Consider the following 23870-nt stretch of genomic DNA (forward strand, 5'->3'; position numbering starts at 1 on the left):
GGGGGGGCCCCCCCCCCCCGCGCGGGGGGGGGGGGGGCGGGCGGGGGGGGCCCCCCCCCCCCCCCCCGCCAGTCCAGACGATCAGACGCGGCGACGCTTCGGGGGGCGGCAGCCGTTGTGCGCCTGGGGCGTCACGTCCTGGATCGAGCCGACCTCGAGGCCGGTCGCCTGCAGGGAGCGGATGGCGGTCTCACGACCGGAACCCGGGCCCTTGACGAAGACGTCGACCTTCTTGACGCCGTGCTCCTGCGCGCGGCGGGCGGCCGACTCGGCGGCCAGCTGTGCGGCGTACGGGGTCGACTTGCGGGAGCCCTTGAAGCCGACGTGGCCGGCGGACGCCCACGAGATGACGGCACCCGAGGGGTCCGTGATCGACACGATGGTGTTGTTGAAGGTGCTCTTGATGTGCGCCTGGCCGAGCGGGACGTTCTTCTTGTCCTTGCGGCGGGGCTTGCGCGCGGCGCTTGCGCGAGTCTTGGGAGGCATATCTGCAAATACTCCTGGTCTGAGGTCGTCGGACCGGGGCGGACGTCAGGCGGGCTGACGCGCTCCACGGACTGCTGGCGTCAGCGGGCCTTCTTCTTGCCCGCGACGGTGCGCTTCTTGCCCTTGCGGGTACGCGCGTTGGTCTTGGTGCGCTGACCGCGCACCGGCAGTCCGCGACGGTGACGCAGACCCTGGTAAGTACCGATCTCCACCTTGCGGCGGATGTCGGCAGCGACCTCGCGACGGAGGTCACCCTCGAGCTGGTAGTTCCCCTCGAGGTAGTCGCGCAGCGCGACGAGCTCGGCGTCGCCGAGCTCCTTCACGCGCGCGTCCGGGGAGATCCCCGTCGCTGCGACGGTCTGCTCGGCGCGGGTACGACCGACGCCGTAGATGTAGGTGAGCGCGACCACGATCCGCTTCTCGCGGGGGAGGTCTACGCCGACAAGACGTGCCATGTGCCTCTCGGCTCCTGTACTGCTCTCCAGAGGTCTCCCGCACCCGCCTCCCGCGATGACCGCGGGCCCCGGCCCCTGGACCGGAGGTTCCCCCGCCGCCTCGGAGGGCGGTCGAGTTCGTGCTGGTGCGCTGTGCGTGGTCGTCCTGGATCAGGACGACCACGAAGTCATGCTGCTGCGATCAGCCCTGGCGCTGCTTGTGGCGCTGGTTCTCGCAGATCACCATGACGCGACCGTGCCGGCGAATCACCTTGCACTTGTCGCAGATCTTCTTGACGCTCGGCTTGACCTTCATCAGTGTTCCTCCGCCGCCTCCCTGGCCGACCCGTGCGGGGCCGGCCGCACAGGCGGCGATGTAGATCGGGTGGGGGGATGACGACTACTTGTAGCGGTAGACGATCCGGCCACGGGACAGGTCGTACGGGCTGAGCTCCACGACGACCCGGTCCTCGGGGAGGATCCGGATGTAGTGCTGCCGCATCTTGCCCGAGATGTGTGCGAGAACCTTGTGCCCGTTGGCCAGCTCCACGCGGAACATCGCGTTCGGCAAGGCCTCGACCACGCTGCCCTCGATCTCGATGACACCGTCCTTCTTTGCCATGTCCTCCGCTAACTCTCGTCTGTGTCTCTCGACGGACTGCTGCCACGCGCCTCCGACCTGTCGTGGCGGCACCAGGACAGGACGTCAGGAACGTGGATCGCGTGCTTCCGTTCGGCAGGCCGCTGTCCCGAGCTCGGGACAGCGCGCACGACGGACTACACCCGACAGGCAATCCTACTCCATCCGGCCCGAACAGCAACCTTGACCTCGGTCACAGCGGGACCGGGCCGACGCCGAAGGGCTCGAGGCCCGAAGCGCCCAGGTCGGCAGCGGTCAGCACCGCCACTCCCCCGTCCAGGACGGCGACCGTGTGCTCCCAGTGCGCTGCCCGTGACCCGTCGGTCGTGACCACCGTCCAGTCGTCCTCGAGCACGCGGGTCCCCGCGCCGCCGAGCGTGACCATCGGCTCGACCGCCAGGCACATGCCAGGACGCAGCCGCGGGCCGCGGTCCGAGGCCGCGAAGTTGAGGACGTCCGGCGGCTGGTGCATCGCCGTGCCGATGCCGTGGCCCGTGTACTCCTCGACGAGGCCGTACCCGGTGCCCAGCAGCTCGGCGGACAGCTCGACCGACGCCTCGACCGCCACCCCGACGTCCCCGACACGACGGCCTTCGGCGAGCGCCGCGATGCCGGCCCACATCGCGGTACGCGTGGCCCGGACGAGCCCTTGCCCGGCCACGTCACCGCCGCCGGACGGATCGTCGACGTCCACCGCACCCGACTCCCCCAGGAGGAAGGAGAGCGCGGAGTCGCCGTGCCACCCCTCCACGGTCGCACCGCAGTCCACGGAGACCAGGTCGCCGGCCGCGAGCACGCGCCGGCCGGGGATGCCGTGGACGACCTCCTCGTTCACCGACGTGCAGATCGACGCCGGGAAACCGTGGTACCCGAGGAAGGACGGCTCGGCGCCGGCCTCGGCGATCACCGCGGCGGCCACGGCGTCCAGGTCAGCCGTCGTCGTGCCCGGGCGCGCCGCCGCACGCACCGCGGCGAGCGCGTCCGCCACGACCAGCCCGGCACGCCGCATGAGACGCACCTGGTCGAGGCTCTTGAGCTCGATCCGCGGCCGGGGACGGAACACGCCGGCTCAGCCGAGCTGCTGGGCGAGCGCGGCGACGATGCGGTCCGTGACCTCGGAGATGTCCCCGAGACCGTCGACCTGGGCGAGGATGCCCCGCTCTGCGTAGGCCGCCGTGAGCGGCGCCGTCTCGGCGTCGTAGATGTCCAGCCGACGCTCGATCGCCGCGGGGGTGTCGTCCTCGCGACCTTCGGTCTCCGCGCGCTTCGCGATGCGCTCCAGCAGCTCGTCCCGCTCCGCGGTCAGCTCGATGACGCCGTCGAGCTCCCAGCCGAGGTCGGCCAGGATCCCGTCCAGCGCCTCCACCTGGTGGGCGTTGCGCGGGTAGCCGTCCAGGAGGAAACCGCCCCGGACGTCGTCCTCCGCGAGGCGGTCGCGGACCATCGAGTCCGTGATCTCGTCGGGGACCAGCTCACCTTTGGCCGAGTACTCCTGCGCGAGCTTGCCCAGCTCCGTGCCGCCCGCGATGTTGGCACGGAAGATGTCTCCGGTGGAGATCGCGGGGATCGTGAAGATCTCCGCGAGGCGGGCCGCCTGGGTGCCTTTGCCGGCCCCCTGTGGGCCCATGATCACCAGACGCGTGACAGGTCCTTCGGCGCTGGGGGCGCCGTGGAGCTCGCGGCGGGTGGTCGGGGTGTTCGTCTCGGTCAACGGAGGAACCCTTCGTAGTGTCGCTGCTGGAGCTGGGAGTTGACCTGCTTCACGAACTCGAGGCCGACGCCGACGATGATGAGGATCGACGTGCCACCGAACGGGATGTTCGTCGTGACGCCCAGGAGGACCAGCACCAGCGTCGGGATGAGCGCGACGATGGCGAGATAGAGCGCGCCCGCCGACGTGATCCGGGTGATCACGAAGTCGAGGTACTCGGCCGTGGGCCGGCCGGCGCGGATACCGGGGATGAAGCCCCCGTACTTCTTCATGTTGTCCGCGACCTCGTCCGGGTTGAACGTGATCGACGTGTAGAAGAACGCGAAGAAGATGATCATCAGGACGTACAGCGCGATGTACAGCGCCTGGTTCTGCTGAGCGATGTTGTTGGAGATCCAGACGACCCAGTCGGCGGTCTGGTCGCCGAACTGGGCGAGCAGCGCGGGGATCGCCAGGATCGAGGCGGCGAAGATCACGGGGATGACGCCGGCCATGTTGATCTTGATCGGGATGTAGGTGCTGGTCCCGCCGTACATGCGGCGACCCACCATGCGCTTGGCGTACTGCACCGGGATCCGGCGCTGCGACTGCTCGACGAAGACGACGATGCCGATCACCAGGACGATCACCAGGATCATGATGATGAAGTTCAGCGCGCCGTTCGCACCGCCGGCGATCGACCACAGCGCCGTCGGGAAGCTCGCGATGATCGAGGTGAAGATCAGCAGCGACATGCCGTTGCCGATCCCCTTCTCGGTGATGAGCTCGCCCATCCACATCACGAGGCCGGTGCCGGCAGTCATCGTCACCACCATGAGCGCCGCCGTCATGAAGCTGTCGTCGACGACGACGTCGAGGCCGCAGCCCGGGAACAGCAGCCCGGTGCGCGCCGTCGTGATGATCGTGGTCGACTGCAGGATCGCCAGGGCGATGGTGAGGTAGCGCGTGTACTGGGTCAGCTTCGCCTGGCCCGACTGCCCCTCCTTGTGGAGGGCCTCGAAGCGCGGGATGACGACTCGCAGCAGCTGCGTGATGATGCTCGCCGTGATGTACGGCATGATCCCGAGCGCGAAGACCGACAGCTGCAGGAGCGCGCCACCACTGAAGGTGTTGACGAGGCCGAGCAGCGAGGTCTCGCCCTCGAGCGTCGCCACGCACTGCTGGACGTTGCCGTAGTCGACGCCCGGGGTCGGGATGAACGACCCCACGCGGAAGAGCGCCATGATGGCGATCGTGAACAGCAGCTTGCGCCGCAGGTCCGGTGTCCGGAAAGCCCGGCCGAATGCGCTGAGCACCTATCCTCCTGACCCGCCGCGGCGGGGTGTCGTGTCGCCGGAGTCCGGCGAGGTGTGGCGCGCCCCGTCGCGGCCGTAGCCGCGGCGTCGGCGCACCGACTCGGTCGTGGTCCGGCCGGGATTCCCGACGATCACCGCTCGCGCAGCGAACGTCGCGAGCAGAACGGACCGTGACGGATTCTACGTGCCTCAGGAAGTGACCTGTGCCACGTGCGTCGGACGAAAGTAGCAGATCGTCCGATCTCGGTCGCTTCGAGAGGTCGTCCCGGACCGGTCGTCACCCGTGCCGGGACAGCACGGAGGGCCGGCAGCGCGCGTGCGCCACCGGCCCTTCCGTCAGTTCTCAGTCCTCCGAGACGGAGCCACCGGCCGCAAGGATCTTCTCCTTGGCGGACGCCGAGACCGCGTCGACCGCGATCTCCAGCTTCACGGTGACCTCGCCCGTGCCGAGCACCTTCACCGGCTGACCCGAACGGACCGCGCCCTTGGCGACGAGGCCCTCGACGGTGACGGAGCCACCCTCGGGGTACAGCGCGGCAAGCTTGTCCAGGTTCACGACCTGGTACTCGACGCGGAACGGGTTCTTGAAGCCACGGAGCTTCGGCAGGCGCATGTGCAGGGGAACCTGCCCGCCCTCGAAGCCCGCGGGAACCTGGTAGCGAGCCTTCGTACCCTTGGTACCGCGGCCCGCCGTCTTGCCCTTCGACGCCTCACCACGACCCACACGGGTCTTGGCCTTCTTGGCGCCGGCAGCCGGACGCAGGTGGTGGACCTTCAGCGGCTGGGCCGCCGCGTTCTTCTCGGTGCTGTCGGCCATGATCACTCGACCTCCTCGACGGTGACGAGGTGCGCCACCGTGGTGACCATGCCACGGATCTCCGGGCGGTCCTCCTTCACGGCGGTGTCGCCGATCCGCTTGAGGCCGAGGGTCCGCAGCGTGTCACGCTGGTTCTGCTTGCCGCCGATGGCGGACTTGACCTGGGTGACCTTCAGGCGAGCCATCACGCACCCACCTTCTCGTCGGCCTTCTTCTCGCCCTTCGCGGCGAGACCGGCGGCCTGGGCACGCAGGAGCGGGGCCGGAGCCACGTCCTCGAGCGGCAGACCACGGCGCGCGGCCACGGCGGCCGGCTCCTCGAGGCCCTTGAGGGCCGCGACGGTGGCGTGGACGATGTTGATCGCGTTCGAGGAACCGAGCGACTTGCTCAGCACGTCGTGGATACCGGCGCACTCCAGCACGGCACGCACCGGACCACCGGCGATCACACCGGTACCCGGGGAGGCCGGGCGCAGGAACACGACGCCGGCAGCCTCCTCACCCTGGATGGGGTGCGGGATGGTGCCCTGGATGCGCGGGACGCGGAAGAAGTTCTTCTTCGCCTCCTCGACACCCTTGGCGATCGCCGAGGGCACCTCCTTGGCCTTGCCGTAGCCGACGCCGACGGTCCCGTCGGCGTCACCCACGACGACCAGGGCGGTGAAGCTGAAGCGACGACCACCCTTGACGACCTTGGAGACGCGGTTGATCGTGACCACGCGCTCGACGAAGGCGTTCTTGTCGTCGCGGGGGTTGTTGCGGCGGTCGTCGCGCTTGGAGCGGCGACCGTCGTTCTTGGACTCGTTGGCGCCCTGGGGGGCGCCGGTGTTGCGCTGCCCTGCAGCCATCAGAGGATCCTCATCTTCCGTGCGAAAGTGGTCGTCATCACAGCGCCAGACCGCCTTCGCGGGCGCCGTCGGCGACCGCAGCCACCCGACCGTGGTACTTGTTGCCGCCGCGGTCGAAGACCACGGCGTCGATCCCGGCGGCCTTGGCACGCTCGGCGACGAGCTCGCCGACCTTGCGGGCCTTGGCGGTCTTGTCGTCGCCGGAGGCGCGCAGGTCGGCCTCGAGCGTCGAGGCGGACGCCACGGTCTTGCCGACCGTGTCGTCGACGACCTGCACCACCATGTGGCGCGAGGAGCGGGTCACGACGAGGCGCGGACGCTCCGTGGTGCCCTTGACCTTCTTGCGCAGGCGAAGGTGACGGCGCTGACGAGCGACGCTCTTGCCCTTGCCCAGAACCTTGAGAGCCATCACTTACCAGCCTTTCCGACCTTGCGACGGACGACCTCGTCGGCGTAGCGCACACCCTTGCCCTTGTACGGCTCGGGCTTGCGGATCTTACGGATGTTCGCCGAGACCTCGCCCACCTGCTGCTTGTCGATGCCGGACACCGAGAACTTCGTCGGGCTCTCGACCGCGAAGGTGATGCCCTCCGGGGCGGTGACCTTCACCGGGTGCGAGAAGCCGAGGGCGAACTCGAGGTCACTGCCCTTGGCGGTCACGCGGTAACCGGTGCCGACGATCTCGAGCTTCTTCTCGTAGCCGTTGGTCACGCCGGTGATCATGTTGGCCAGCAGGGTGCGGGTGAGGCCGTGCAGGGCACGGGACTCACGCTCTTCGTCGGGACGAGCGACCTTGAGGGCGCCGTCCTCCTGCTCGACCGTGATGGGGGCGGGCACCGAGTGCTCGAGGGACCCCTTGGGGCCCTTCACAGTCACGAGTGCGCCGCTGATGGTGACATCCACGCCGGCCGGGACCGGAACGGGGAGCTTGCCGATTCGAGACATTGGCGTCTCTCCTTTCCGATTACCAGACGTAGGCGAGGACTTCGCCGCCCACACCCTTGTCCTGCGCCTGACGGTCAGTCAGGAGGCCGGAGGAGGTGGACAGGATGGCCACGCCGAGGCCGCCGAGGACCTTGGGCAGATTGGTGGACTTCGCGTAGACACGCAGACCAGGCTTGGACACGCGCCGCACGCCGGTGAGGGCGCGCTCGCGGGTCGGGCCGTACTTGAGGTTGATGGTGAGGTTCTTGCCCACCTTCGCGTCCTCGACGGTCCAGCCGGTGACGTAACCCTCGGCCTGCAGGATCTCCGCGATCCGCGACTTCAGCTTCGAGAACGGCATCGTGACCGTGTCGTGGTGCGCCGAGTTCGCGTTACGCAGACGCGTCAGCATGTCTGCGATCGGGTCGGTCATAGTCATATCGGGCTCCAGCCCTTCCTCGCCGGGGTATCCGTGCGGTGCTCAGCGGAGCACCGCACGGACCTGCGGCGTAGTTGTTTTACCAGCTGCTCTTGGTGACGCCGGGGAGCTCACCGCGGTGGGCCATCTCCCGCAGGCAGATCCGGCACAGGCCGAACTTGCGGTAGACCGAGTGCGGACGACCGCACCGCTGGCACCGGGTGTAGGCGCGCACGGCGAACTTCGGCTTGGCGTTCGCCTTGTTGATCAGGGCCTTCTTCGCCATGTCAGCTCTCCTTGAAGGGGAAACCGAGACGGCGCAGCAGGGAGCGGCCCTCGTCGTCGGTCGTCGCCGTGGTCACGACCGTGATGTCCATACCGCGGACCCGGTCGATCTTGTCCTGGTCGATCTCGTGGAACATCGACTGCTCCGTGAGACCGAACGTGTAGTTGCCGTGCCCGTCGAACTGCTTCGGGCTCAGGCCGCGGAAGTCGCGGATACGCGGCAGCGCGACCGACAGCAGCCGGTCGAGGAACTCCCACATGCGGTCGCCGCGCAGCGTGACGTGCGCACCGATCGGCATGCCCTCACGCAGCTTGAACTGCGCGATGGACTTCTTCGCTCGGTTGATCTGCGGCTTCTGACCGGTGATCGCGGTCAGGTCGCGGATCGCGCCCTCGATGAGCTTCGAATCCTTCGCCGCGTCTCCGACGCCCATGTTGACGACGATCTTCGTCAGACCGGCGACCTGGTGGAGGTTCGAGTGACCGAACTCCTCCTGGAGCGCGGCGAGGATCTCCTCGCGGTACTTCTGCTTGAGACGAGGCAGTGCCGGGGCCTCGATGACCTCGTCGTGAGTCGTCGCAGCCATATCAGATGTCCTTCCCGGAACGCTTGGCGTAGCGGACGCGCACGGTACGCGTGCGACCGTCCTGCTCGACCTCCTCGAGACGGAACCCGACGCGCGTCGGCTTCTTGTCCTCGGGGTCGACCAGCATCACGTTGGAGACGTGGATCGGCGCCTCGACGGTCTCGATGCCACCCGTGCGGGTGCCACGCGACGTCTGGCCGGCCTTCACGTGCTTGGTCACGCGCTGGATGCCCTCGACGATGACACGGTCGCTGTCGGTGAGCACCTCGAGCACGCGGCCCGTCAGGCCCTTGTCACGACCGGCGATCACGATCACCTGGTCGCCCTTCTTGATCTTCGCCATGGTCAGAGCACCTCCGGGGCCAACGAGATGATCTTCATGAACCGCTTGTCACGCAGCTCACGGCCGACGGGGCCGAAGATGCGCGTTCCACGCGGCTCGCCGTCGGTCTTGAGGATGACGGCGGCGTTCTCGTCGAACTTGATGTAGGAACCGTCGGGACGACGGCGCTCCTTGACGGTCCGGACGATGACGGCCTTGACCACGTCGCCCTTCTTCACGTTGCCGCCCGGGATCGCGTCCTTGACGGTGGCGACGATGGTGTCGCCGATACCGGCGTAGCGACGTCCGGATCCACCGAGAACGCGGATGCAGAGAATCTCCTTGGCACCCGTGTTGTCGGCGACCCGCAGTCGCGACTCCTGCTGGATCATCGATTGATCTCCTGTCGTCGAGCTGGTTCTCGGCCCGGGCTGTCCCAGGCGAGCCTTGCCGAACGGATAGTTGCTGTGGTGGGGACCCGACGCATACGTGTGTCACACCGCGCCCCCACCGGGAAGGACTGTCTTACTTGGCCTTCTCGAGGATCTCCACCAGTCGCCACCGCTTGGTCGCGGACAGCGGGCGGGTCTCCATGATGACGACCAGGTCGCCGATGCCGGCGGAGTTCTGCTCGTCGTGCACCTTGACCTTGTTGGTACGGCGCATGACCTTGCCGTAGAGCGGGTGCTTCACGCGGTCCTCGACCTCGACGACGATGGTCTTGTCCATCTTGTCGCTGACGACGTATCCGCGACGCACCTTGCGGGTTGCCCGCTCCTCGGTGGTCACCGTCTCGGTGTTCTCGCTCATCAGTGCCTCACTCACTCACGCTCGGGGCCGTACGGATGCCGAGCTCGCGCTCGCGCAGGACCGTGTAGATCCGCGCGATGTCACGCTTGACCGCCTTGAGGCGGCCGTGCGACTCGAGCTGGCCGGTGGCGGCCTGAAAGCGCAGGTTGAAGAGCTCCTGCTTCTGCTCCTTGAGCTTCGCGACGAGAGCCTCGTCGTCGAAGCCGTCGAGGTCGGCCGGGGCAAGCCCCTGGGTACCGATTGCCATCAGTTCGCACCACCTTCGCGCACCACGAAACGGCACTTCATCGGGAGCTTGTGCATCGCGCGGCGAAGGGCCTCGCGAGCAAGCTCCTCAGGGACTCCGGCCAGCTCGAAGACGATGCGGCCGGGCTTGACGTTGGCGACCCACCACTCGGGCGAACCCTTACCGGAACCCATGCGGGTCTCGGCAGGCTTCTTCGTGAGCGGGCGGTCCGGGTAGATGTTGATCCAGACCTTGCCGCCACGCTTGATGTGGCGGGTCATCGCGATACGAGCAGCCTCGATCTGGCGGTTCGTGACGTAGGCGGGCTCGAGAGCCTGGATGCCGTAGTCGCCGAACGAGATCGTGGTGCCACCCTTGGCCATGCCGGAGCGCTTCGGGTGGTGCTGCTTGCGGTGCTTGAGCCTGCGCGGGATCAGCATGACTCAGGCCTCCGTTCCGGACTCTGGGGCCGCGGCCTGCTCGGCCGGGGCCGGCGCGTCGGACGCAGCGGGGGCCTCGGCAGCGGGCTGCTGCTTCGGCTGCGACGGACGCTCGTTGCGGTCGTTGCGGCGCGGGCCACCACGACGCTCGGGTCCGCCACGGCCACCACGGCCCTGGCGCGGACCGGCGGCGGCCTGCTGCGCGGCGAACTCCTTCTCGGTCATGTCGCCCTTGTAGACCCAGACCTTCACGCCGATGCGGCCGAAGGTCGTGCGGGCCTCGAAGAAGCCGTAGTCGATGTTCGCGCGGAGGGTGTGCAGGGGCACGCGGCCCTCGCGGTAGAACTCCGACCGGCTCATCTCGGCGCCGCCGAGGCGGCCGGCGACCTGGACGCGGATGCCCTTCGCACCGGCGCGCTGCGCGGACTGGATGCCCTTGCGCATGGCGCGGCGGAAAGAGACACGGCTCGCCAGCTGCTCGGCGATGCCCTGCGCGACGAGCTGAGCGTCGATCTCCGCGTTCTTGACCTCGAGAATGTTGAGCTGCACCTGCTTGCCGGTGAGCTTCTCGAGCTCACCGCGGATGCGGTCGGCCTCAGCACCACGACGGCCGATGACGATGCCCGGACGTGCCGTGTGGATGTCCACGCGAACACGGTCACGGGTGCGCTCGATCTCGACCTTGGAGATGCCGGCCCGTTCGAGACCGGTGCTCATGAGCTTCCGGATCTCGACGTCCTCACGGACGTAGTCGCGGTACCGCTGCCCAGGCTTGGTGCTGTCGGCGAACCAGCGCGACCGGTGGTCGGTGGTGATGCCGAGGCGGTACCCGTGCGGGTGAATCTTCTGCCCCACTATCGGGCCCCTTCCTTCTGCTCACGCGGTGCGACGACCACGGTGATGTGGCTGGTGCGCTTGAGGATCTGGCTCGCACGCCCCTGGGCCCGCGGTCGGAACCGCTTGAGAGTCGGGCCCTCGTCCACGTACACCTCGGAGACCACGTACTCGGTCTCGTCGAAGCGCTCGCTCGCGCGGTCGGCCTTGACCCTGGCATTCGCCACAGCGGACTCGACGACCTTGCGGACCGGCTCGCTCGCGGCCTGCGGCGCGAACTTCAGCACCGCGACGGCCTCGACGGCCTGCTTGCCACGGATGAGGTCCACGACGCGCCGGGCCTTCTGGGGCGTGACACGGACGAACCGCGCCTGCGCCTTGGCTTCCATTGCTGTCCTGCTTCCTTTTCTCAGACCGTCAGGGTCGCCCCGCTCAGCGGCGGCGGCCCTTCTTGTCGTCCTTCACGTGGCCGCGGAAGGTCCGCGTGGGAGCGAACTCGCCGAGCTTGTGGCCGACCATCGCCTCGGTCACGAAGACCGGGGTGTGCTTGCGACCGTCGTGCACGGCGAAGGTGTGACCGAGGAAGTCGGGCGTGATGACCGACCGACGGGACCAGGTCTTGATGACGTTCTTGGTCCCCTTCTCGTTCTGGACGTCCACCTTCTTCTGCAGGTGGTCGTCGACGAAGGGGCCCTTCTTCAGGCTACGAGGCATCTGTCAGGCTCCTATCAGCGCTTCTTGCCGGTGCGGCGACGGCGGACGATCATCTTGTCGCTCGACTTGTTCGGACGGCGGGTCCGGCCCTCGGGCTGACCCCAGGGGCTGACCGGGTGGCGACCACCGGAGGTCTTGCCCTCACCACCACCGTGGGGGTGGTCGACCGGGTTCATGACGACACCGCGGACGGTCGGGCGGATGCCCTTCCAGCGGTTACGTCCGGCCTTGCCCCAGTTGATGTTCGACTGCTCGGCGTTGCCGACCTCGCCGACCGTCGCGCGGCAGCGCAGGTCGACGTTGCGGATCTCGCCGGACGGCATGCGCAGCTGGCCGTACGGCCCTTCCTTCGCGACGAGCTGCACGGACGCACCCGCGGAGCGGGCGATCTTCGCGCCGCCGCCGGGGCGGAGCTCGACGGCGTGCAGCACGGTACCGGTCGGGATGTTGCGCAGCGGCAGGTTGTTGCCGGGCTTGATGTCGGCGCCGGGACCGGCCTCGACGGTGTCACCCTGCGACAGCTTGTTCGGCGCCACGATGTAGCGCTTGGTGCCGTCCGCGTAGTGCAGCAGCGCGATGCGCGCCGTGCGGTTCGGGTCGTACTCGATGTGCGCGACCTTGGCCGGCACGCCGTCCTTGTCGTGACGACGGAAGTCGATCACGCGGTAGGCGCGCTTGTGGCCACCACCCTTGTGGCGGGTCGTGATCCGACCGGAGTTGTTGCGACCGCCGGTCTTCGACAGCGGACGAACCAGCGACTTCTCCGGCTCAGAGCGCGTGATCTCGACGAAGTCGGCAACGCTCGAGCCACGGCGGCCGGGCGTCGTCGGCTTGTGCTTACGGATTCCCATGGAAGTTGTCCTCGATCTGCTCTCGTCCGGCTCAGCCGACCGGACCACCGAAGATGTCGATCGAACCCTCGCGGAGGGTGACGATCGCACGCTTCGTGTCCTTGCGCTTGCCCAGGCCGTAACGCGTACGACGCGTCTTGCCCTTGCGGTTGATCGTGTTCACCGAGGCGACCTTGACACCGAAGACCTGCTCGACCGCGATCTTGATCTCGGTCTTGTTGGCGTCCGGGTCCACGACGAAGGTGTACTTGCCCTCGTCGAGGAGGTTGTAGGACTTCTCGGAGACGACCGGCGCGATCAAGATGTCGCGCGGGTCCTTCGTCACGGCGGTCACTTGGTGGCCTCCTTCTCGGATGCAGCCTCGACCTCGGCCTCGCCCTCCGTCGCGACCGCCTTCACCGACTTGCCCGTGGTCGGGCCCGCCAGGAACGCGTCGAGCGCGCCCTGCGTGAAGACGACGTCGTCGGAGACGAGCACGTCGTAGGTGTTCAGCTGGTCCGCGGTCAGCAGGTGGACCTGCTCGACGTTGCGGAGCGACTTGATGGTCAGCTCGTCCGAGCGCTCCGTGACGACCAGCACGTGCTTACGGTCCGTCAGCTTGGCGATCGTGCCGAGCGCGGTCTTGGTCGACGGGACACCGTCGACACCGAAGCCCGACACCACGTGCACGCGGCCCGCGCGAGCGCGATCCGAGAGAGCACCGCGCAGGGCGGCCGCCTTCATCTTCTTCGGCGTGCGCTGGTCGTACTTGCGCGGCTGCGGGCCGTGGACGGTGCCACCGCCGGCGAACTGCGGGGCGCGGGTCGAACCCTGACGGGCGCGGCCGGTGCCCTTCTGCTTGTACGGCTTGCGGCCACCGCCGCGAACCTCGCCGCGGGTCTTGGTGGACGCGGTGCCCTGACGCGACGCAGCGCGCTGGGCGACGACCACCTGGTGGATCAGCGGGACGTTCGTGGCGACGTCGAAGACCTCGGCGGGGAGCTCGGCGGTGCCGGACTTCTTGCCGGTGGCGTCGAGCACGTCGACGTTCAGGTTAGCCATCTGTCTCAGGCTCCCTTCGCGGCGGTACGGACGAGGACGATGCCGCCCTTGGGGCCGGGGACCGCGCCCTTGACGAGCAGCAGACCCTTCTCCGCGTCGACCGCGTGGACGGTCAGGTTCTGGACGGTCTTGCGGGCGTGGCCCATGCGACCGGCCATCCGCATGCCCTTGAACACGCGCGAGGGCGTGGAGGCGCCGCCGATCGAACCCGGCTTGCGGTGGTTGCGGTGCGCACCGTGCGAGGCGCCCACGCCGGCGAAGCCGTGACGCTTCATGACGCCGGCGGTGCCCTTGCCCTTGGTGGTTCCGACGACGTCGACCACGGTCCCGGCCTCGAAGGCCTCGGCGGTGATCTCCTGACCGGTCGTGTACTCACCGGCGTTGTCGGTACGGACCTCGACGAGGTGACGGCGCGGCGTGACGCCGGCCTTCTCGAAGTGGCCCTTGAGCGGCTTGGTGACCTTGCGCGGGTCGATCTGGCCGGCGGCGAGCTGGACGGCTGCATAGCCGTCGGCCTCCGCGTCGCGGACCTGCGTCACCACGTTGGTGGGGACGGCGACGACGGTGACCGGCACGAGCTTGCCCGCGTCGTCCCACGTCTGCGTCATGCCGAGCTTGGTGCCGAGCACCGCGGTCATGTTCTTCTGCTGGTTGGTCATGATCTCCAGCCTCAGAGCTTGATCTCGATGTTCACGTCAGCCGGCAGATCGATGCGCATGAGCGAGTCGACCGCCTTCGGCGTGGGATCGATGATGTCGATCAGGCGCTTGTGCGTGCGCATCTCGAAGTGCTCACGGCTGTCCTTGTACTTGTGAGGCGACCGGATGACGGTGAAGACGTTCTTCTCCGTCGGCAGCGGCACCGGACCCACGACCGTCGCACCAGCGCGTGTCACCGTGTCGACGATCTTGCGCGCCGAGCTGTCGATGACCTCGTGGTCGTAGGACTTGAGCCGGATGCGGATCTTCTGTCCCGCCATGGCGTCGTCTGACTCTCTCTCTCGAACCGCTAATGTCCGACCCCCGCGCTCGGGCGTGTCGCATAGCGCGAGACGCTCGGGCACACACCTGTCCGGCGTTGGGGCCGTTGATTGTGGACCGCTGCGCGGACCACGACGTATGTCCAGCCTGTCGAGACGTGTGTCCGTGGGGCGTTCCGCGTATCGACAGCAGGCATCCCCACGATCCCCTCCGAGGAGGGGGACCGCTCCAGGCGCCGCCACCGGCCTGAGGCCGTGACGTGCACCGCGGTGCTACACACTGTTCGACACGAGAAAGAACGCGCCCGTGACAGGCAACTTGACCATCTTGCCATACGGGGAGCCGGGAGACCAACTCCTCCGGGGTGTGACGCCGGACGCACCCGAGGCCCGGGCCCCCGCGGGGGCCCGGGCCTCGGACGGACCGGTGGAGCTCAGCTCCCCACGATCACCGAGTGATCAGGTGATCACTTGACGATCTTGGTGACACGGCCGGAACCGACCGTGCGACCACCCTCACGGATGGCGAAGCCGAGGCCCTCCTCCATGGCGATCGGCTGGATCAGCTCGACCGACATGTCGGTGTTGTCGCCGGGCATGACCATCTCGGTGCCCTCGGGCAGCGTGATGACGCCGGTGACGTCCGTGGTCCGGAAGTAGAACTGCGGACGGTAGTTCGAGTAGAACGGGTTGTGGCGGCCGCCCTCGTCCTTGCCCAGGATGTAGACCTGCGCCTCGAAGTTCGTGTGCGGGGTGATCGAACCCGGCTTCACGACGACCTGGCCACGCTCGACGTCCTCGCGCTTGAGGCCACGCAGGAGGAGACCGGTGTTGTCGCCGGCCTGCGCCTGGTCCATCTGCTTGTGGAAGGTCTCGATACCGGTGACCGTCGTCTTCTGCGGGGAGCGGATGCCGACGATCTCGACCTCGGAGTTGATGTCGAGCGTGCCACGCGCCACCTTGCCGGTGACGACGGTGCCACGACCGGTGATCGTGAAGACGTCCTCGATGGGCATGAGGAACGGCTTGTCGAGCTCACGCTGCGGCTCGGGGACGTTCTCGTCCACGGCCTCCATGAGCTCCAGGACCTTCTTGGTCCACTCGGGGTCACCCTCGAGCGCCTTGAGGCCGGAGACGCGGACGACCGGAGCGTTGTCGCCGTCGAACTCCTGCGACGACAGCAGCTCGCGGACCTCCATCTCGACGAGCTCGAGGAGCTCCTCGTCCTCGACCATGTCGGACTTGTTGAGCGCCACGAGCAGGTAGGGGACGCCCACCTGGCGGGCCAGGAGGACGTGCTCGCGCGTCTGGGCCATCGGGCCGTCCGTCGCGGCGACCACGAGGATGGCACCGTCCATCTGCGCCGCACCGGTGATCATGTTCTTGATGTAGTCGGCGTGACCCGGCGCATCGACGTGAGCGTAGTGACGGTTCGGCGTCTCGTACTCGATGTGCGAGATGTTGATCGTGATACCGCGCTGCTTCTCCTCGGGCGCGGCATCGATCTCGTCGAAGTTCTTCAGCTGGTTCGACGGGAGGTCGGGGTACGTCTCGGCGAGCGTCTTCGAGATCGCGGCCGTCAGCGTCGTCTTACCGTGGTCGACGTGACCGATGGTGCCGATGTTGACGTGCGGCTTGGTCCGCTCGAACTTGGCCTTAGCCACTGGGGTCCTCCTGGGACTTGGGTAGATGTTCCGAACGTTGCGAGTGTCGGCCGATCAAGCCTAAACCCTCGGGGCGTTGCGGTTTCCTACAGGTTGATGGTTGTGCAGGTGTTCGACCTGTGGGGACTCACTCGCCCCGGGTCTTCTTGATGATCTCCTCAGCCACGGCCTTGGGAACCTCGCCATAGCTGTCGAACTGCATCGAGTACACGGCGCGGCCCTGCGTCTTGGAACGCAGGTCCCCGATGTACCCGAACATCTCACTCAACGGTACCTGGGCGCGCACGACCTTGACGCCCGTCGCGTCCTCCATGGACTGGATCATCCCACGGCGTGAGTTGATGTCGCCGATGACCTCGCCCATGTACTCCTCGGGCGTGCGCACCTCGACGGCCATGATGGGCTCCAGCAGCACCGGGTCGGCGCGCCGGACACCCTCCTTGAACACCATGGATCCAGCGATCTTGAACGCCATCTCCGAGGAGTCGACGTCGTGGTACGCACCGTCGAGGAGCGTGGCCTTGACACCGACCACCGGGAACCCGGCCAGCACACCCTGCTGCATGGCCGACTGGATACCCGCGTCCACCGACGGGATGTACTCACGCGGGATCCGACCGCCGGTGACCGCGTTGGCGAACTCGTAGAGCTCGTTCTCCGTGGTCTCCAGCGGCTCGAAGGTCACCTGGACCTTCGCGAACTGACCCGAACCACCGGTCTGCTTCTTGTGCGTGTAGTCGATCTTCTCCGCCTTGCGACGGATCGTCTCGCGGTACGCGACCTGCGGCTTGCCGACGTTGGCCTCGACCTTGAACTCCCGCTTCATGCGGTCGACGAGGATGTCGAGGTGGAGCTCGCCCATACCGCCGATGACGGTCTGGCCGGTCTCCTCGTCCAGCTTGACGCGGAACGTCGGGTCCTCCTCGGCGAGCTTCTGGATCGCCGTGGAGAGCTTTTCCTGGTCCGCCTTGGTCTTCGGCTCGATGGCCACGTCGATCACGGGCTCCGGGAAGGTCATCGACTCGAGGATGACCTGGGAGTCCGAGGCGCTCAGGGTGTCACCGGTGGTGGTGTCCTTGAGCCCGATGAACGCGTAGATGTGGCCGGCCTGGGCCTCGGGGACCGGGTTCTCCTTGTTGGAGTGCATCTGGAAGAGCTTCCCGATGCGCTCCTTCTTGCCCTTGGTCGTGTTGTAGACCTGGGCGCCCTGCTCGACCTTGCCCGAGTAGACCCGGACGTAGGTGAGCTTGCCGAAGAACGGGTGCGAGGCGACCTTGAACGCCAGCGCGGAGAAGGGCTCCGAGGCGTCCGAGTGACGCTCGATGATCTTCTCCTCGTCCTTGGCGTCGTGACCCTGGACGGGCGGGACGTCGAGCGGCGACGGAAGGTAGTCGATGACGGCGTCGAGCATGGGCTGCACGCCCTTGTTCTTGAACGCCGAGCCGCAGAGGACCGGGAAGGCCTCCGAGTTGACGACGAGCTTGCGGATGCCGCCCTTGATCTCGTCGATCGTCAGCTCTTCGCCACCGAGGTACTTCTCGAGCAGCTCCTCGTCCGTCTCCGCGACGGCCTCGATGAGCTCGGCGCGGTACTCCTCGGCCTTGGCCTGGAGGTCGGCGGGGATCTCCTCGACCTCATAGGTCTCGCCGAGCTTGGTCTCTCCGTGCCAGACCAGCGCCTTCATCTGGAGCAGGTCGACGACGCCGGTGAAGTCGTTCTCCGCACCGATCGGCAGCTGGATGACCAGCGGCTTCGCCTTGAGGCGCTCGACGATCGTCTTCACGGTGAAGTAGAAGTCGGCACCGAGCTTGTCCATCTTGTTGACGAAGCAGATGCGCGGCACGTCGTACTTGTCGGCCTGACGCCACACGGTCTCCGACTGGGGCTCGACGCCCTCCTTGCCGTCGAACACGGCGACGGCACCGTCGAGGACGCGGAGCGAACGCTCCACCTCGACGGTGAAGTCCACGTGCCCCGGGGTGTCGATGATGTTGATCTGATTGTCGCCCCAGTAGCAGGTCGTCGCGGCGGACGTGATCGTGATGCCGCGCTCCTGCTCCTGCTCCATCCAGTCCATCGTCGACGCACCGTCGTGCGTCTCACCGATCTTGTAGTTGACACCCGTGTAGTACAGGATGCGCTCGGTGGTGGTGGTCTTTCCGGCATCGATGTGGGCCATGATGCCGATGTTGCGGACCTTCTTCAGGTCGGTCAGCACGTCGAGTGCCACGGTGTCTTACCCCTCGGGTCAGTGGGACGTCGGGAACCGGTGCGGAGACCCGGCGTCTGCCGGCTCCAGATCCGCGGACGACCCCGGGATGCTCCCGAGGTCGTCCGAGCGCATCACCAGCGGTAGTGCGCGAAGGCCTTGTTGGACTCGGCCATCTTGTGCATGTCCTCGCGGCGCTTGACCGCGGCACCGAGGCCGTTCGAGGCGTCGAGGATCTCGTTCATCAGACGCTCGGTCATCGTCTTCTCGCGACGAGCGCGCGAGAAGTCGGTGAGCCAGCGCAGAGCGAGCGTCGTCGACCGCGACGGCCGGACGTCGACCGGGACCTGGTAGGTCGCGCCGCCGACTCGGCGGGAGCGGACCTCGAGGGCCGGACGGACGTTCTCGAGCGCACGCTTGAGGACGACGACCGGGTCCTGGTCGGTCTTGTCACGAACACCCTCGAGGGCGCCGTAGACGATCGACTCGGCGGTGGACTTCTTACCGTCGAGCAGGACCTTGTTGATCAGCTGCGTCACGACGGGCGACCCGTAGACGGGGTCGACGATGAGCGGCCGCTTGGGGGCCGGACCCTTACGAGGCATCAGGCCTTCTCCTTCTTCGCGCCGTACCGGGAACGCGCCTGCTGACGGCCCTTGACACCCTGGGTGTCGAGCGCGCCGCGCACGATCTTGTAGCGGACACCGGGAAGGTCCTTCACACGGCCGCCGCGCACGAGCACGATCGAGTGCTCCTGGAGGTTGTGGCCGACACCCGGGATGTAGGCCGTGACCTCGATACCGGAGGAAAGCTTCACACGCGCGACCTTGCGGAGCGCGGAGTTCGGCTTCTTGGGGGTGGTGGTGTACACACGGGTGCACACGCCGCGCCGCTGAGGGGAACCCTTGAGGGCCGGGGTCTTCGACTTCCCGGCCTTCGAGGTCCGGCCCTTGCGGACGAGCTGCTGGATCGTAGGCACTACGTCTCCGTCGTCTCTCGAGCTCACGAGGGCCTGTCGGCCCTCGACGGTGGTCTGTCTGGCTTGTGCGTGCCGATCGCAGGCGGCACCCGCGATCCTCACGGACCGCAACGCCACTTACCACCGGCTCGATGGCCCGGGTCCGCTCCCCCGTTCTCGCGAACGGTCCGAGCAGTCATCCGGGATGCTCGTGCACGCATCGGCGGCGCCTCCGGCGACTCTCCCGAGAGATGCTCTGGAGCACTTCTCGGACGACCAGCGGGATGCACGGTGCGACGGCACGGGCACGGCTTCCTAGGCTACCGCCGGAAGCAAGCATGGTCAAAGGACGAGACAACCCTCCGGGTGTGACGTCCGTCGCCCGCCCCGACAACCGCCCCTGACCCGCGCCGATGCACCCGAGCCGCCTTCGCCGTCGTCGTCCCCGCGCCGAACAGGAATCAGCGGAAGTCGCCGAAGTCCAGGTCCTCCAGCGGGATCGCCTCGCCCGAGCCCATGCCGAGGGTCGGGAAGTCGATCTCGTCGTAGCCGAAGCTCGGGTAGAGCTCCGCCTTCGCCTGCTCGGTCGGCTCGACCTCGATGTTCCGGTAGCGGGGCAGACCCGTACCGGCGGGGATGAGCTTACCGATGATGACGTTCTCCTTGAGGCCCAGCAGCGGGTCCCGACGACCGCTCATCGCCGCCTCGGTGAGGACCCGGGTCGTCTCCTGGAAGGAGGCGGCCGAGAGCCACGAGTCGGTGGCGAGCGAGGCCTTCGTGATACCCATCAGCTCCGGACGGCCGGCGGCCGGCTGGCCACCCTCCGCCACGGCCTTGCGGTTCGCGTCCTCGAAGCGGGTGCGCTCCGCGAGCTCACCCGGCAGCAGCGCGGCGTCCCCGGCGTCCAGCACGGTCACGCGACGCAGCATCTGCCGCACGATGACCTCGATGTGCTTGTCGTGGATGTCCACACCCTGCGAGCGGTACGTGTCCTGCACCGCGTCGACGAGCTGCTTCTGGGCGGCACGCGGGCCGAGGATGCGCAGGACCTTCTTCGGGTCGACCGCACCCTGCACCAGCTGGGTGCCGACAGCGACGTGGTCGCCGTCCGCGATCAGCAGGCGCGCACGCTTGGTGACGGGGTAGCGGATCTCCTCGCCGCCGTCGTCCGGCGTGAGCACGAGGTGACGCGTGCGCTCGGTGTCCTCGATCGCGACCCGACCGGTGTACTCCGCGATCGGCGCCTCACCCTTGGGGGTGCGGGCCTCGAAGAGCTCGGTCACGCGGGGAAGACCCTGCGTGATGTCCTCCGCGGAGGCGACACCACCGGTGTGGAAGGTACGCATCGTCAGCTGCGTGCCCGGCTCACCGATCGACTGCGCCGCGATGATGCCGACGGCCTCGCCGATGTCCACGAGCTTGCCCGTGGCCAGGGAGCGGCCGTAGCACTTGGCGCAGGTGCCCACGCGCGACTCGCAGGTCAGGACCGAGCGGACCCGGACCTCCTCGATGCCGGCCGCGATCACCTTGTCGATGATGATGTCGCCCGCGTCGGAACCGGCCTCGGCGATGACCGTGCCGTCCTCCGCCACGACGTCCGTGGCGAACGTCCGCGAGTAGATCGACGTCTCCACGCGAGCGTCCGGCACCAGCTGGTCGCCGATCCGCTCGGCCACCGGCAGCGGCAGACCGCGCTCGGTGCCGCAGTCGTCCTCACGGATGATGACGTCCTGCGACACGTCGACGAGCCGACGCGTCAGGTAGCCGGAGTCCGCCGTCCGCAGCGCCGTGTCCGCGAGGCCCTTGCGGGCACCGTGGGAGGCGATGAAGTACTCGAGGACGGACAGGCCCTCGCGGTAGTTGGACTTGATCGGGCGCGGGATGATCTCGCCCTTCGGGTTCGCCACGAGACCGCGCATGCCGGCGATCTGACGGACCTGCATCCAGTTACCACGGGCACCCGAGGAGACCATGCGGTACAGCGTGTTCCGCTCGTCGTTCTCGAGGTGGTCGCGCATGACGGAAGCGATCTTGTCGGTCGCCTGGGTCCAGATCTCGATGAGCTCCTGACGGCGCTCGTCGTCGGTGATCAGGCCCTTCTCGTACTGGCCCTGGACCTTGAGCGCGCGTGCCTCGTGCTCGTCGAGGATCTCGTTCTTCTCCACCGGCATCGCGACGTCGGTGATCGAGATCGTCACGCCCGAGCGGGTCGCCCACCGGTAGCCGGCGTCCTTGAGCGCGTCGAGCGACGTCGCGACGTCGACCTTCGGGTAGCGCTCCGCCAGGTCGTTGACGATCGCGGAGAGCTCCTTCTTGCCGACGATCTCGTTCTGGAACGGGTAGTCGACGGGAAGTGCCTCGTTGAAGAGCGTGCGACCGAGCGTGGTCTCGAACAGCAGCGGCTGACCCGGCTCCCAGCCCTCGGGGGCCACGAAGCCGCGGCTCGGCGCCACCAGGTCCGACATGCGCACCTTGATCGTCGCGTTGATGTCGAGCTGACCACGGTCGAACGCCATGATCGCCTCGGCCTGCGACGCGAACACGCGACCCTCGCCCTCGGCACCCGGGCGGTCCGCCGTCAGGTGGTGCAGACCGATGATCATGTCCTGGGAGGGCATGGTCACCGGACGGCCGTCCGAGGGCTTCAGGATGTTGTTGCTCGAGAGCATGAGGATGCGGGCCTCGGCCTGCGCCTCCGCGCTCAGCGGCAGGTGGACGGCCATCTGGTCACCGTCGAAGTCGGCGTTGAACGCGCCGCACACGAGCGGGTGCAGGTGGATCGCCTTGCCCTCGACGAGCTGCGGCTCGAACGCCTGGATGCCCAGACGGTGCAGGGTGGGCGCACGGTTGAGCAGCACGGGGTGCTCGGTGATGACCTCCTCGAGCACGTCCCACACCACGGAACGCGTCCGCTCGACCATCCGCTTGGCGGACTTGATGTTCTGCGCGTGGTTGAGCTCCACGAGCCGCTTCATGACGAACGGCTTGAACAGCTCGAGCGCCATCTGCTTCGGCAGGCCGCACTGGTGCAGCTTGAGCTGCGGGCCGACCACGATGACCGAACGGCCCGAGTAGTCGACACGCTTGCCGAGCAGGTTCTGACGGAACCGGCCCTGCTTGCCCTTGAGCATGTCGGAGATCGACTTCAGCGGACGGTTGCCGGGGCCCGTGACCGGGCGACCGCGGCGGCCGTTGTCGAACAGCGAGTCGACGGCCTCCTGCAGCATCCGCTTCTCGTTGTTGACGATGATCTCGGGCGCGCCGAGGTCGAGCAGCCGCTTGAGGCGGTTGTTCCGGTTGATGACACGGCGGTACAGGTCGTTGAGGTCCGACGTCGCGAAGCGCCCACCGTCGAGCTGCACCATCGGGCGCAGGTCCGGCGGGATGACCGGCACGGCGTCGAGCACCATGGCCGACGGCGAGTTCGTCGTCGTGAGGAACGCGTTGACGACCTTGAGGCGCTTCAGCGCCCGGGTCTTGCGCTGCCCCTTGCCGCTGCGGATGATCTCGCGCAGCGTCTCGGCCTCGGCGTCCAGGTCGAAGCTCTCGAGACGCTTCTGGATCGCCGCGGCGCCCATCGAGCCCTCGAAGTAGGTGCCGTAACGGTCGACGAGCTGCCGGTACAGCATCTCGTCACCCTCGAGGTCGGCGACCTTGAGGTTCTTGAACCGGTCCCAGACCTGCTCCAGGCGGTCGAGCTCCGCGTCCGAGCGCTTGCGCAGCTGCGCCATCTCGCGCTCGGCGGAGTCACGCACCTTGCGGCGCGCGTCAGCCTTGGCCCCCTCGGCCTCGAGCTCGGCCAGGTCGGCCTCGAGCTTCTGGGCGCGGGTGTTGATGTCGTTGTCGCGCCGGTCGGTGATCTCCTTCTTCTCCAGGTCGATCTCGTTCTGGAGGTTCGGGAGGTCTTCCTGGCGCGCCTCGTCGTCGACCCACGTGATCATGTAGGCCGCGAAGTAGATGACCTTCTCCAGGTCCTTGGGCGCCAGGTCGAGCAGGTAGCCCAGGCGGGAGGGCACACCCTTGAAGAACCAGATGTGCGTGACGGGGGCCGCGAGCTCGATGTGACCCATGCGCTCACGGCGCACCTTGGACCGCGTGACCTCGACACCGCAGCGCTCGCAGATGATGCCCTTGAAGCGCACCCGCTTGTACTTGCCGCAGTAGCACTCCCAGTCCCGGGTGGGGCCGAAGATCTTCTCGCAGAAGAGCCCGTCCTTCTCCGGCTTCAGGGTGCGGTAGTTGATGGTCTCGGGCTTCTTCACCTCGCCGTGCGACCAGGCACGGATGTCGTCGGCCCTGGCCAGGCCGATACGCAGCTCGTCGAAGACGTTGACGTCGAGCAAGATGTCCTACTTCCTCAAAGCTTTTCGGATGTTCC

Annotated in this window: 33 protein-coding genes; all 33 read right to left on the reverse strand. The window is 67.6% G+C overall.

From position 1 onward, the window contains the following. Window positions 1-81 precede the first annotated feature (81 nt). Window positions 82-486 carry a 30S ribosomal protein S11 gene (gene rpsK, locus ACH5HR_RS13490; protein WP_402372445.1) on the reverse strand — a complete coding sequence of 135 codons (405 nt, stop codon included), beginning with the start codon at window positions 484-486 and terminating at the stop codon, window positions 82-84. Between the two features lie 80 nt (window positions 487-566). Further along, window positions 567-941 (reverse strand): 30S ribosomal protein S13, encoded by a 375-nt coding sequence (gene rpsM / locus ACH5HR_RS13495; RefSeq protein ID WP_402372448.1) that lies wholly within the window; start codon window positions 939-941, stop codon window positions 567-569. A gap of 181 nt (window positions 942-1122) precedes the next feature. Further along, a complete protein-coding gene (gene rpmJ / locus ACH5HR_RS13500) occupies window positions 1123-1236 on the reverse strand; it encodes a 50S ribosomal protein L36 (RefSeq protein ID WP_088289657.1) in 114 nt (37 codons plus the stop codon). Between the two features lie 84 nt (window positions 1237-1320). Continuing rightward, window positions 1321-1542 (reverse strand): translation initiation factor IF-1, encoded by a 222-nt coding sequence (infA, locus tag ACH5HR_RS13505; RefSeq protein WP_012867920.1) that lies wholly within the window; start codon window positions 1540-1542, stop codon window positions 1321-1323. Between the two features lie 211 nt (window positions 1543-1753). Further along, window positions 1754-2569 carry a type I methionyl aminopeptidase gene (map, locus tag ACH5HR_RS13510; protein ID WP_416478366.1) on the reverse strand — a complete coding sequence of 272 codons (816 nt, stop codon included), beginning with the start codon at window positions 2567-2569 and terminating at the stop codon, window positions 1754-1756. A gap of 60 nt (window positions 2570-2629) precedes the next feature. Then, window positions 2630-3187 carry an adenylate kinase gene (locus ACH5HR_RS13515; protein WP_402372944.1) on the reverse strand — a complete coding sequence of 186 codons (558 nt, stop codon included), beginning with the start codon at window positions 3185-3187 and terminating at the stop codon, window positions 2630-2632. Window positions 3188-3267: 80 nt separating this feature from the next. Further along, entirely contained in the window at window positions 3268-4566 is a 1299-nt protein-coding gene (gene secY / locus ACH5HR_RS13520) for a preprotein translocase subunit SecY (protein WP_402372451.1), read from the reverse strand. 343 nt (window positions 4567-4909) lie between these two features. Then, entirely contained in the window at window positions 4910-5383 is a 474-nt protein-coding gene (gene rplO / locus ACH5HR_RS13525) for a 50S ribosomal protein L15 (protein ID WP_402372454.1), read from the reverse strand. A gap of 2 nt (window positions 5384-5385) precedes the next feature. Continuing rightward, entirely contained in the window at window positions 5386-5568 is a 183-nt protein-coding gene (gene rpmD, locus ACH5HR_RS13530) for a 50S ribosomal protein L30 (protein WP_106267288.1), read from the reverse strand. Beyond that, complete coding sequence (gene rpsE, locus ACH5HR_RS13535; RefSeq protein ID WP_416478315.1) at window positions 5568-6230, reverse strand: 30S ribosomal protein S5; 663 nt, start codon at window positions 6228-6230, stop codon at window positions 5568-5570. The genes rpmD and rpsE overlap by 1 nt, the downstream gene beginning before the upstream one ends. A gap of 37 nt (window positions 6231-6267) precedes the next feature. Beyond that, window positions 6268-6639: a 50S ribosomal protein L18 gene (gene rplR / locus ACH5HR_RS13540; RefSeq protein WP_402372459.1), complete on the reverse strand. Its 372-nt coding sequence runs from the start codon at window positions 6637-6639 to the stop codon at window positions 6268-6270. Next, window positions 6639-7175 carry a 50S ribosomal protein L6 gene (gene rplF, locus ACH5HR_RS13545; protein WP_402372462.1) on the reverse strand — a complete coding sequence of 179 codons (537 nt, stop codon included), beginning with the start codon at window positions 7173-7175 and terminating at the stop codon, window positions 6639-6641. Before rplF ends, rplR begins: the two co-directional genes overlap by 1 nt. Before the next feature lie 19 nt (window positions 7176-7194). Then, window positions 7195-7593, reverse strand: coding sequence for a 30S ribosomal protein S8 (rpsH, locus tag ACH5HR_RS13550; RefSeq protein ID WP_402372465.1), 399 nt, complete (start codon window positions 7591-7593; stop codon window positions 7195-7197). 79 nt (window positions 7594-7672) lie between these two features. Beyond that, complete coding sequence (locus ACH5HR_RS13555) at window positions 7673-7858, reverse strand: type Z 30S ribosomal protein S14 (protein WP_013837851.1); 186 nt, start codon at window positions 7856-7858, stop codon at window positions 7673-7675. A 1-nt stretch (window position 7859) separates the two neighbouring features. Next, the gene (rplE, locus tag ACH5HR_RS13560) at window positions 7860-8444 is read right to left on the reverse strand and encodes a 50S ribosomal protein L5 (protein ID WP_402372468.1); all 585 of its coding nucleotides are present in this window, start codon (window positions 8442-8444) and stop codon (window positions 7860-7862) included. A gap of 1 nt (window position 8445) precedes the next feature. Beyond that, a complete protein-coding gene (gene rplX / locus ACH5HR_RS13565) occupies window positions 8446-8787 on the reverse strand; it encodes a 50S ribosomal protein L24 (protein ID WP_402372471.1) in 342 nt (113 codons plus the stop codon). Window positions 8788-8789: 2 nt separating this feature from the next. Continuing rightward, window positions 8790-9158 carry a 50S ribosomal protein L14 gene (gene rplN, locus ACH5HR_RS13570; protein ID WP_106267302.1) on the reverse strand — a complete coding sequence of 123 codons (369 nt, stop codon included), beginning with the start codon at window positions 9156-9158 and terminating at the stop codon, window positions 8790-8792. Between the two features lie 133 nt (window positions 9159-9291). Then, window positions 9292-9576, reverse strand: a complete 285-nt coding sequence (rpsQ, locus tag ACH5HR_RS13575) for a 30S ribosomal protein S17 (protein ID WP_277208556.1) — start codon at window positions 9574-9576, stop codon at window positions 9292-9294. A gap of 7 nt (window positions 9577-9583) precedes the next feature. Then, window positions 9584-9823 (reverse strand): 50S ribosomal protein L29, encoded by a 240-nt coding sequence (gene rpmC, locus ACH5HR_RS13580; RefSeq protein ID WP_402372475.1) that lies wholly within the window; start codon window positions 9821-9823, stop codon window positions 9584-9586. Next, window positions 9823-10242: a 50S ribosomal protein L16 gene (gene rplP, locus ACH5HR_RS13585; protein WP_106267307.1), complete on the reverse strand. Its 420-nt coding sequence runs from the start codon at window positions 10240-10242 to the stop codon at window positions 9823-9825. Before rplP ends, rpmC begins: the two co-directional genes overlap by 1 nt. A 3-nt stretch (window positions 10243-10245) precedes the next feature. Continuing rightward, window positions 10246-11097, reverse strand: a complete 852-nt coding sequence (gene rpsC, locus ACH5HR_RS13590) for a 30S ribosomal protein S3 (RefSeq protein ID WP_402372478.1) — start codon at window positions 11095-11097, stop codon at window positions 10246-10248. Then, the gene (gene rplV / locus ACH5HR_RS13595) at window positions 11097-11465 is read right to left on the reverse strand and encodes a 50S ribosomal protein L22 (RefSeq protein ID WP_106267310.1); all 369 of its coding nucleotides are present in this window, start codon (window positions 11463-11465) and stop codon (window positions 11097-11099) included. The genes rpsC and rplV overlap by 1 nt, the downstream gene beginning before the upstream one ends. Before the next feature lie 43 nt (window positions 11466-11508). After that, window positions 11509-11790: a 30S ribosomal protein S19 gene (gene rpsS / locus ACH5HR_RS13600; protein ID WP_036953289.1), complete on the reverse strand. Its 282-nt coding sequence runs from the start codon at window positions 11788-11790 to the stop codon at window positions 11509-11511. Window positions 11791-11804: 14 nt separating this feature from the next. Continuing rightward, window positions 11805-12641 (reverse strand): 50S ribosomal protein L2, encoded by an 837-nt coding sequence (gene rplB, locus ACH5HR_RS13605; protein WP_402372482.1) that lies wholly within the window; start codon window positions 12639-12641, stop codon window positions 11805-11807. A 31-nt stretch (window positions 12642-12672) separates the two neighbouring features. After that, complete coding sequence (rplW, locus tag ACH5HR_RS13610) at window positions 12673-12975, reverse strand: 50S ribosomal protein L23 (protein ID WP_106267314.1); 303 nt, start codon at window positions 12973-12975, stop codon at window positions 12673-12675. Continuing rightward, the gene (gene rplD / locus ACH5HR_RS13615) at window positions 12972-13682 is read right to left on the reverse strand and encodes a 50S ribosomal protein L4 (protein ID WP_402372485.1); all 711 of its coding nucleotides are present in this window, start codon (window positions 13680-13682) and stop codon (window positions 12972-12974) included. The genes rplW and rplD overlap by 4 nt, the downstream gene beginning before the upstream one ends. Before the next feature lie 5 nt (window positions 13683-13687). After that, window positions 13688-14341 (reverse strand): 50S ribosomal protein L3, encoded by a 654-nt coding sequence (gene rplC, locus ACH5HR_RS13620; protein ID WP_402372488.1) that lies wholly within the window; start codon window positions 14339-14341, stop codon window positions 13688-13690. Window positions 14342-14352: 11 nt separating this feature from the next. Beyond that, the gene (rpsJ, locus tag ACH5HR_RS13625; protein WP_013837837.1) at window positions 14353-14661 is read right to left on the reverse strand and encodes a 30S ribosomal protein S10; all 309 of its coding nucleotides are present in this window, start codon (window positions 14659-14661) and stop codon (window positions 14353-14355) included. A 467-nt stretch (window positions 14662-15128) separates the two neighbouring features. Continuing rightward, window positions 15129-16325, reverse strand: coding sequence for an elongation factor Tu (tuf, locus tag ACH5HR_RS13630; protein WP_402372490.1), 1197 nt, complete (start codon window positions 16323-16325; stop codon window positions 15129-15131). A gap of 127 nt (window positions 16326-16452) precedes the next feature. Then, on the reverse strand, window positions 16453-18555 hold the full coding sequence (gene fusA, locus ACH5HR_RS13635) for an elongation factor G (RefSeq protein ID WP_416478319.1): 2103 nt from the start codon (window positions 18553-18555) through the stop codon (window positions 16453-16455). A 113-nt stretch (window positions 18556-18668) separates the two neighbouring features. Continuing rightward, window positions 18669-19139 carry a 30S ribosomal protein S7 gene (rpsG, locus tag ACH5HR_RS13640; protein ID WP_106267322.1) on the reverse strand — a complete coding sequence of 157 codons (471 nt, stop codon included), beginning with the start codon at window positions 19137-19139 and terminating at the stop codon, window positions 18669-18671. Further along, the gene (gene rpsL, locus ACH5HR_RS13645; protein ID WP_106267324.1) at window positions 19139-19513 is read right to left on the reverse strand and encodes a 30S ribosomal protein S12; all 375 of its coding nucleotides are present in this window, start codon (window positions 19511-19513) and stop codon (window positions 19139-19141) included. The genes rpsG and rpsL overlap by 1 nt, the downstream gene beginning before the upstream one ends. Before the next feature lie 440 nt (window positions 19514-19953). Continuing rightward, window positions 19954-23835 carry a DNA-directed RNA polymerase subunit beta' gene (locus ACH5HR_RS13650; RefSeq protein ID WP_402372497.1) on the reverse strand — a complete coding sequence of 1294 codons (3882 nt, stop codon included), beginning with the start codon at window positions 23833-23835 and terminating at the stop codon, window positions 19954-19956. Between the last annotated feature and the right edge of the window lie 35 nt (window positions 23836-23870).

This window comes from Isoptericola maris, assembly GCF_048065335.1.
Classification (GTDB): domain Bacteria; phylum Actinomycetota; class Actinomycetes; order Actinomycetales; family Cellulomonadaceae; genus Isoptericola; species Isoptericola rhizosphaerae.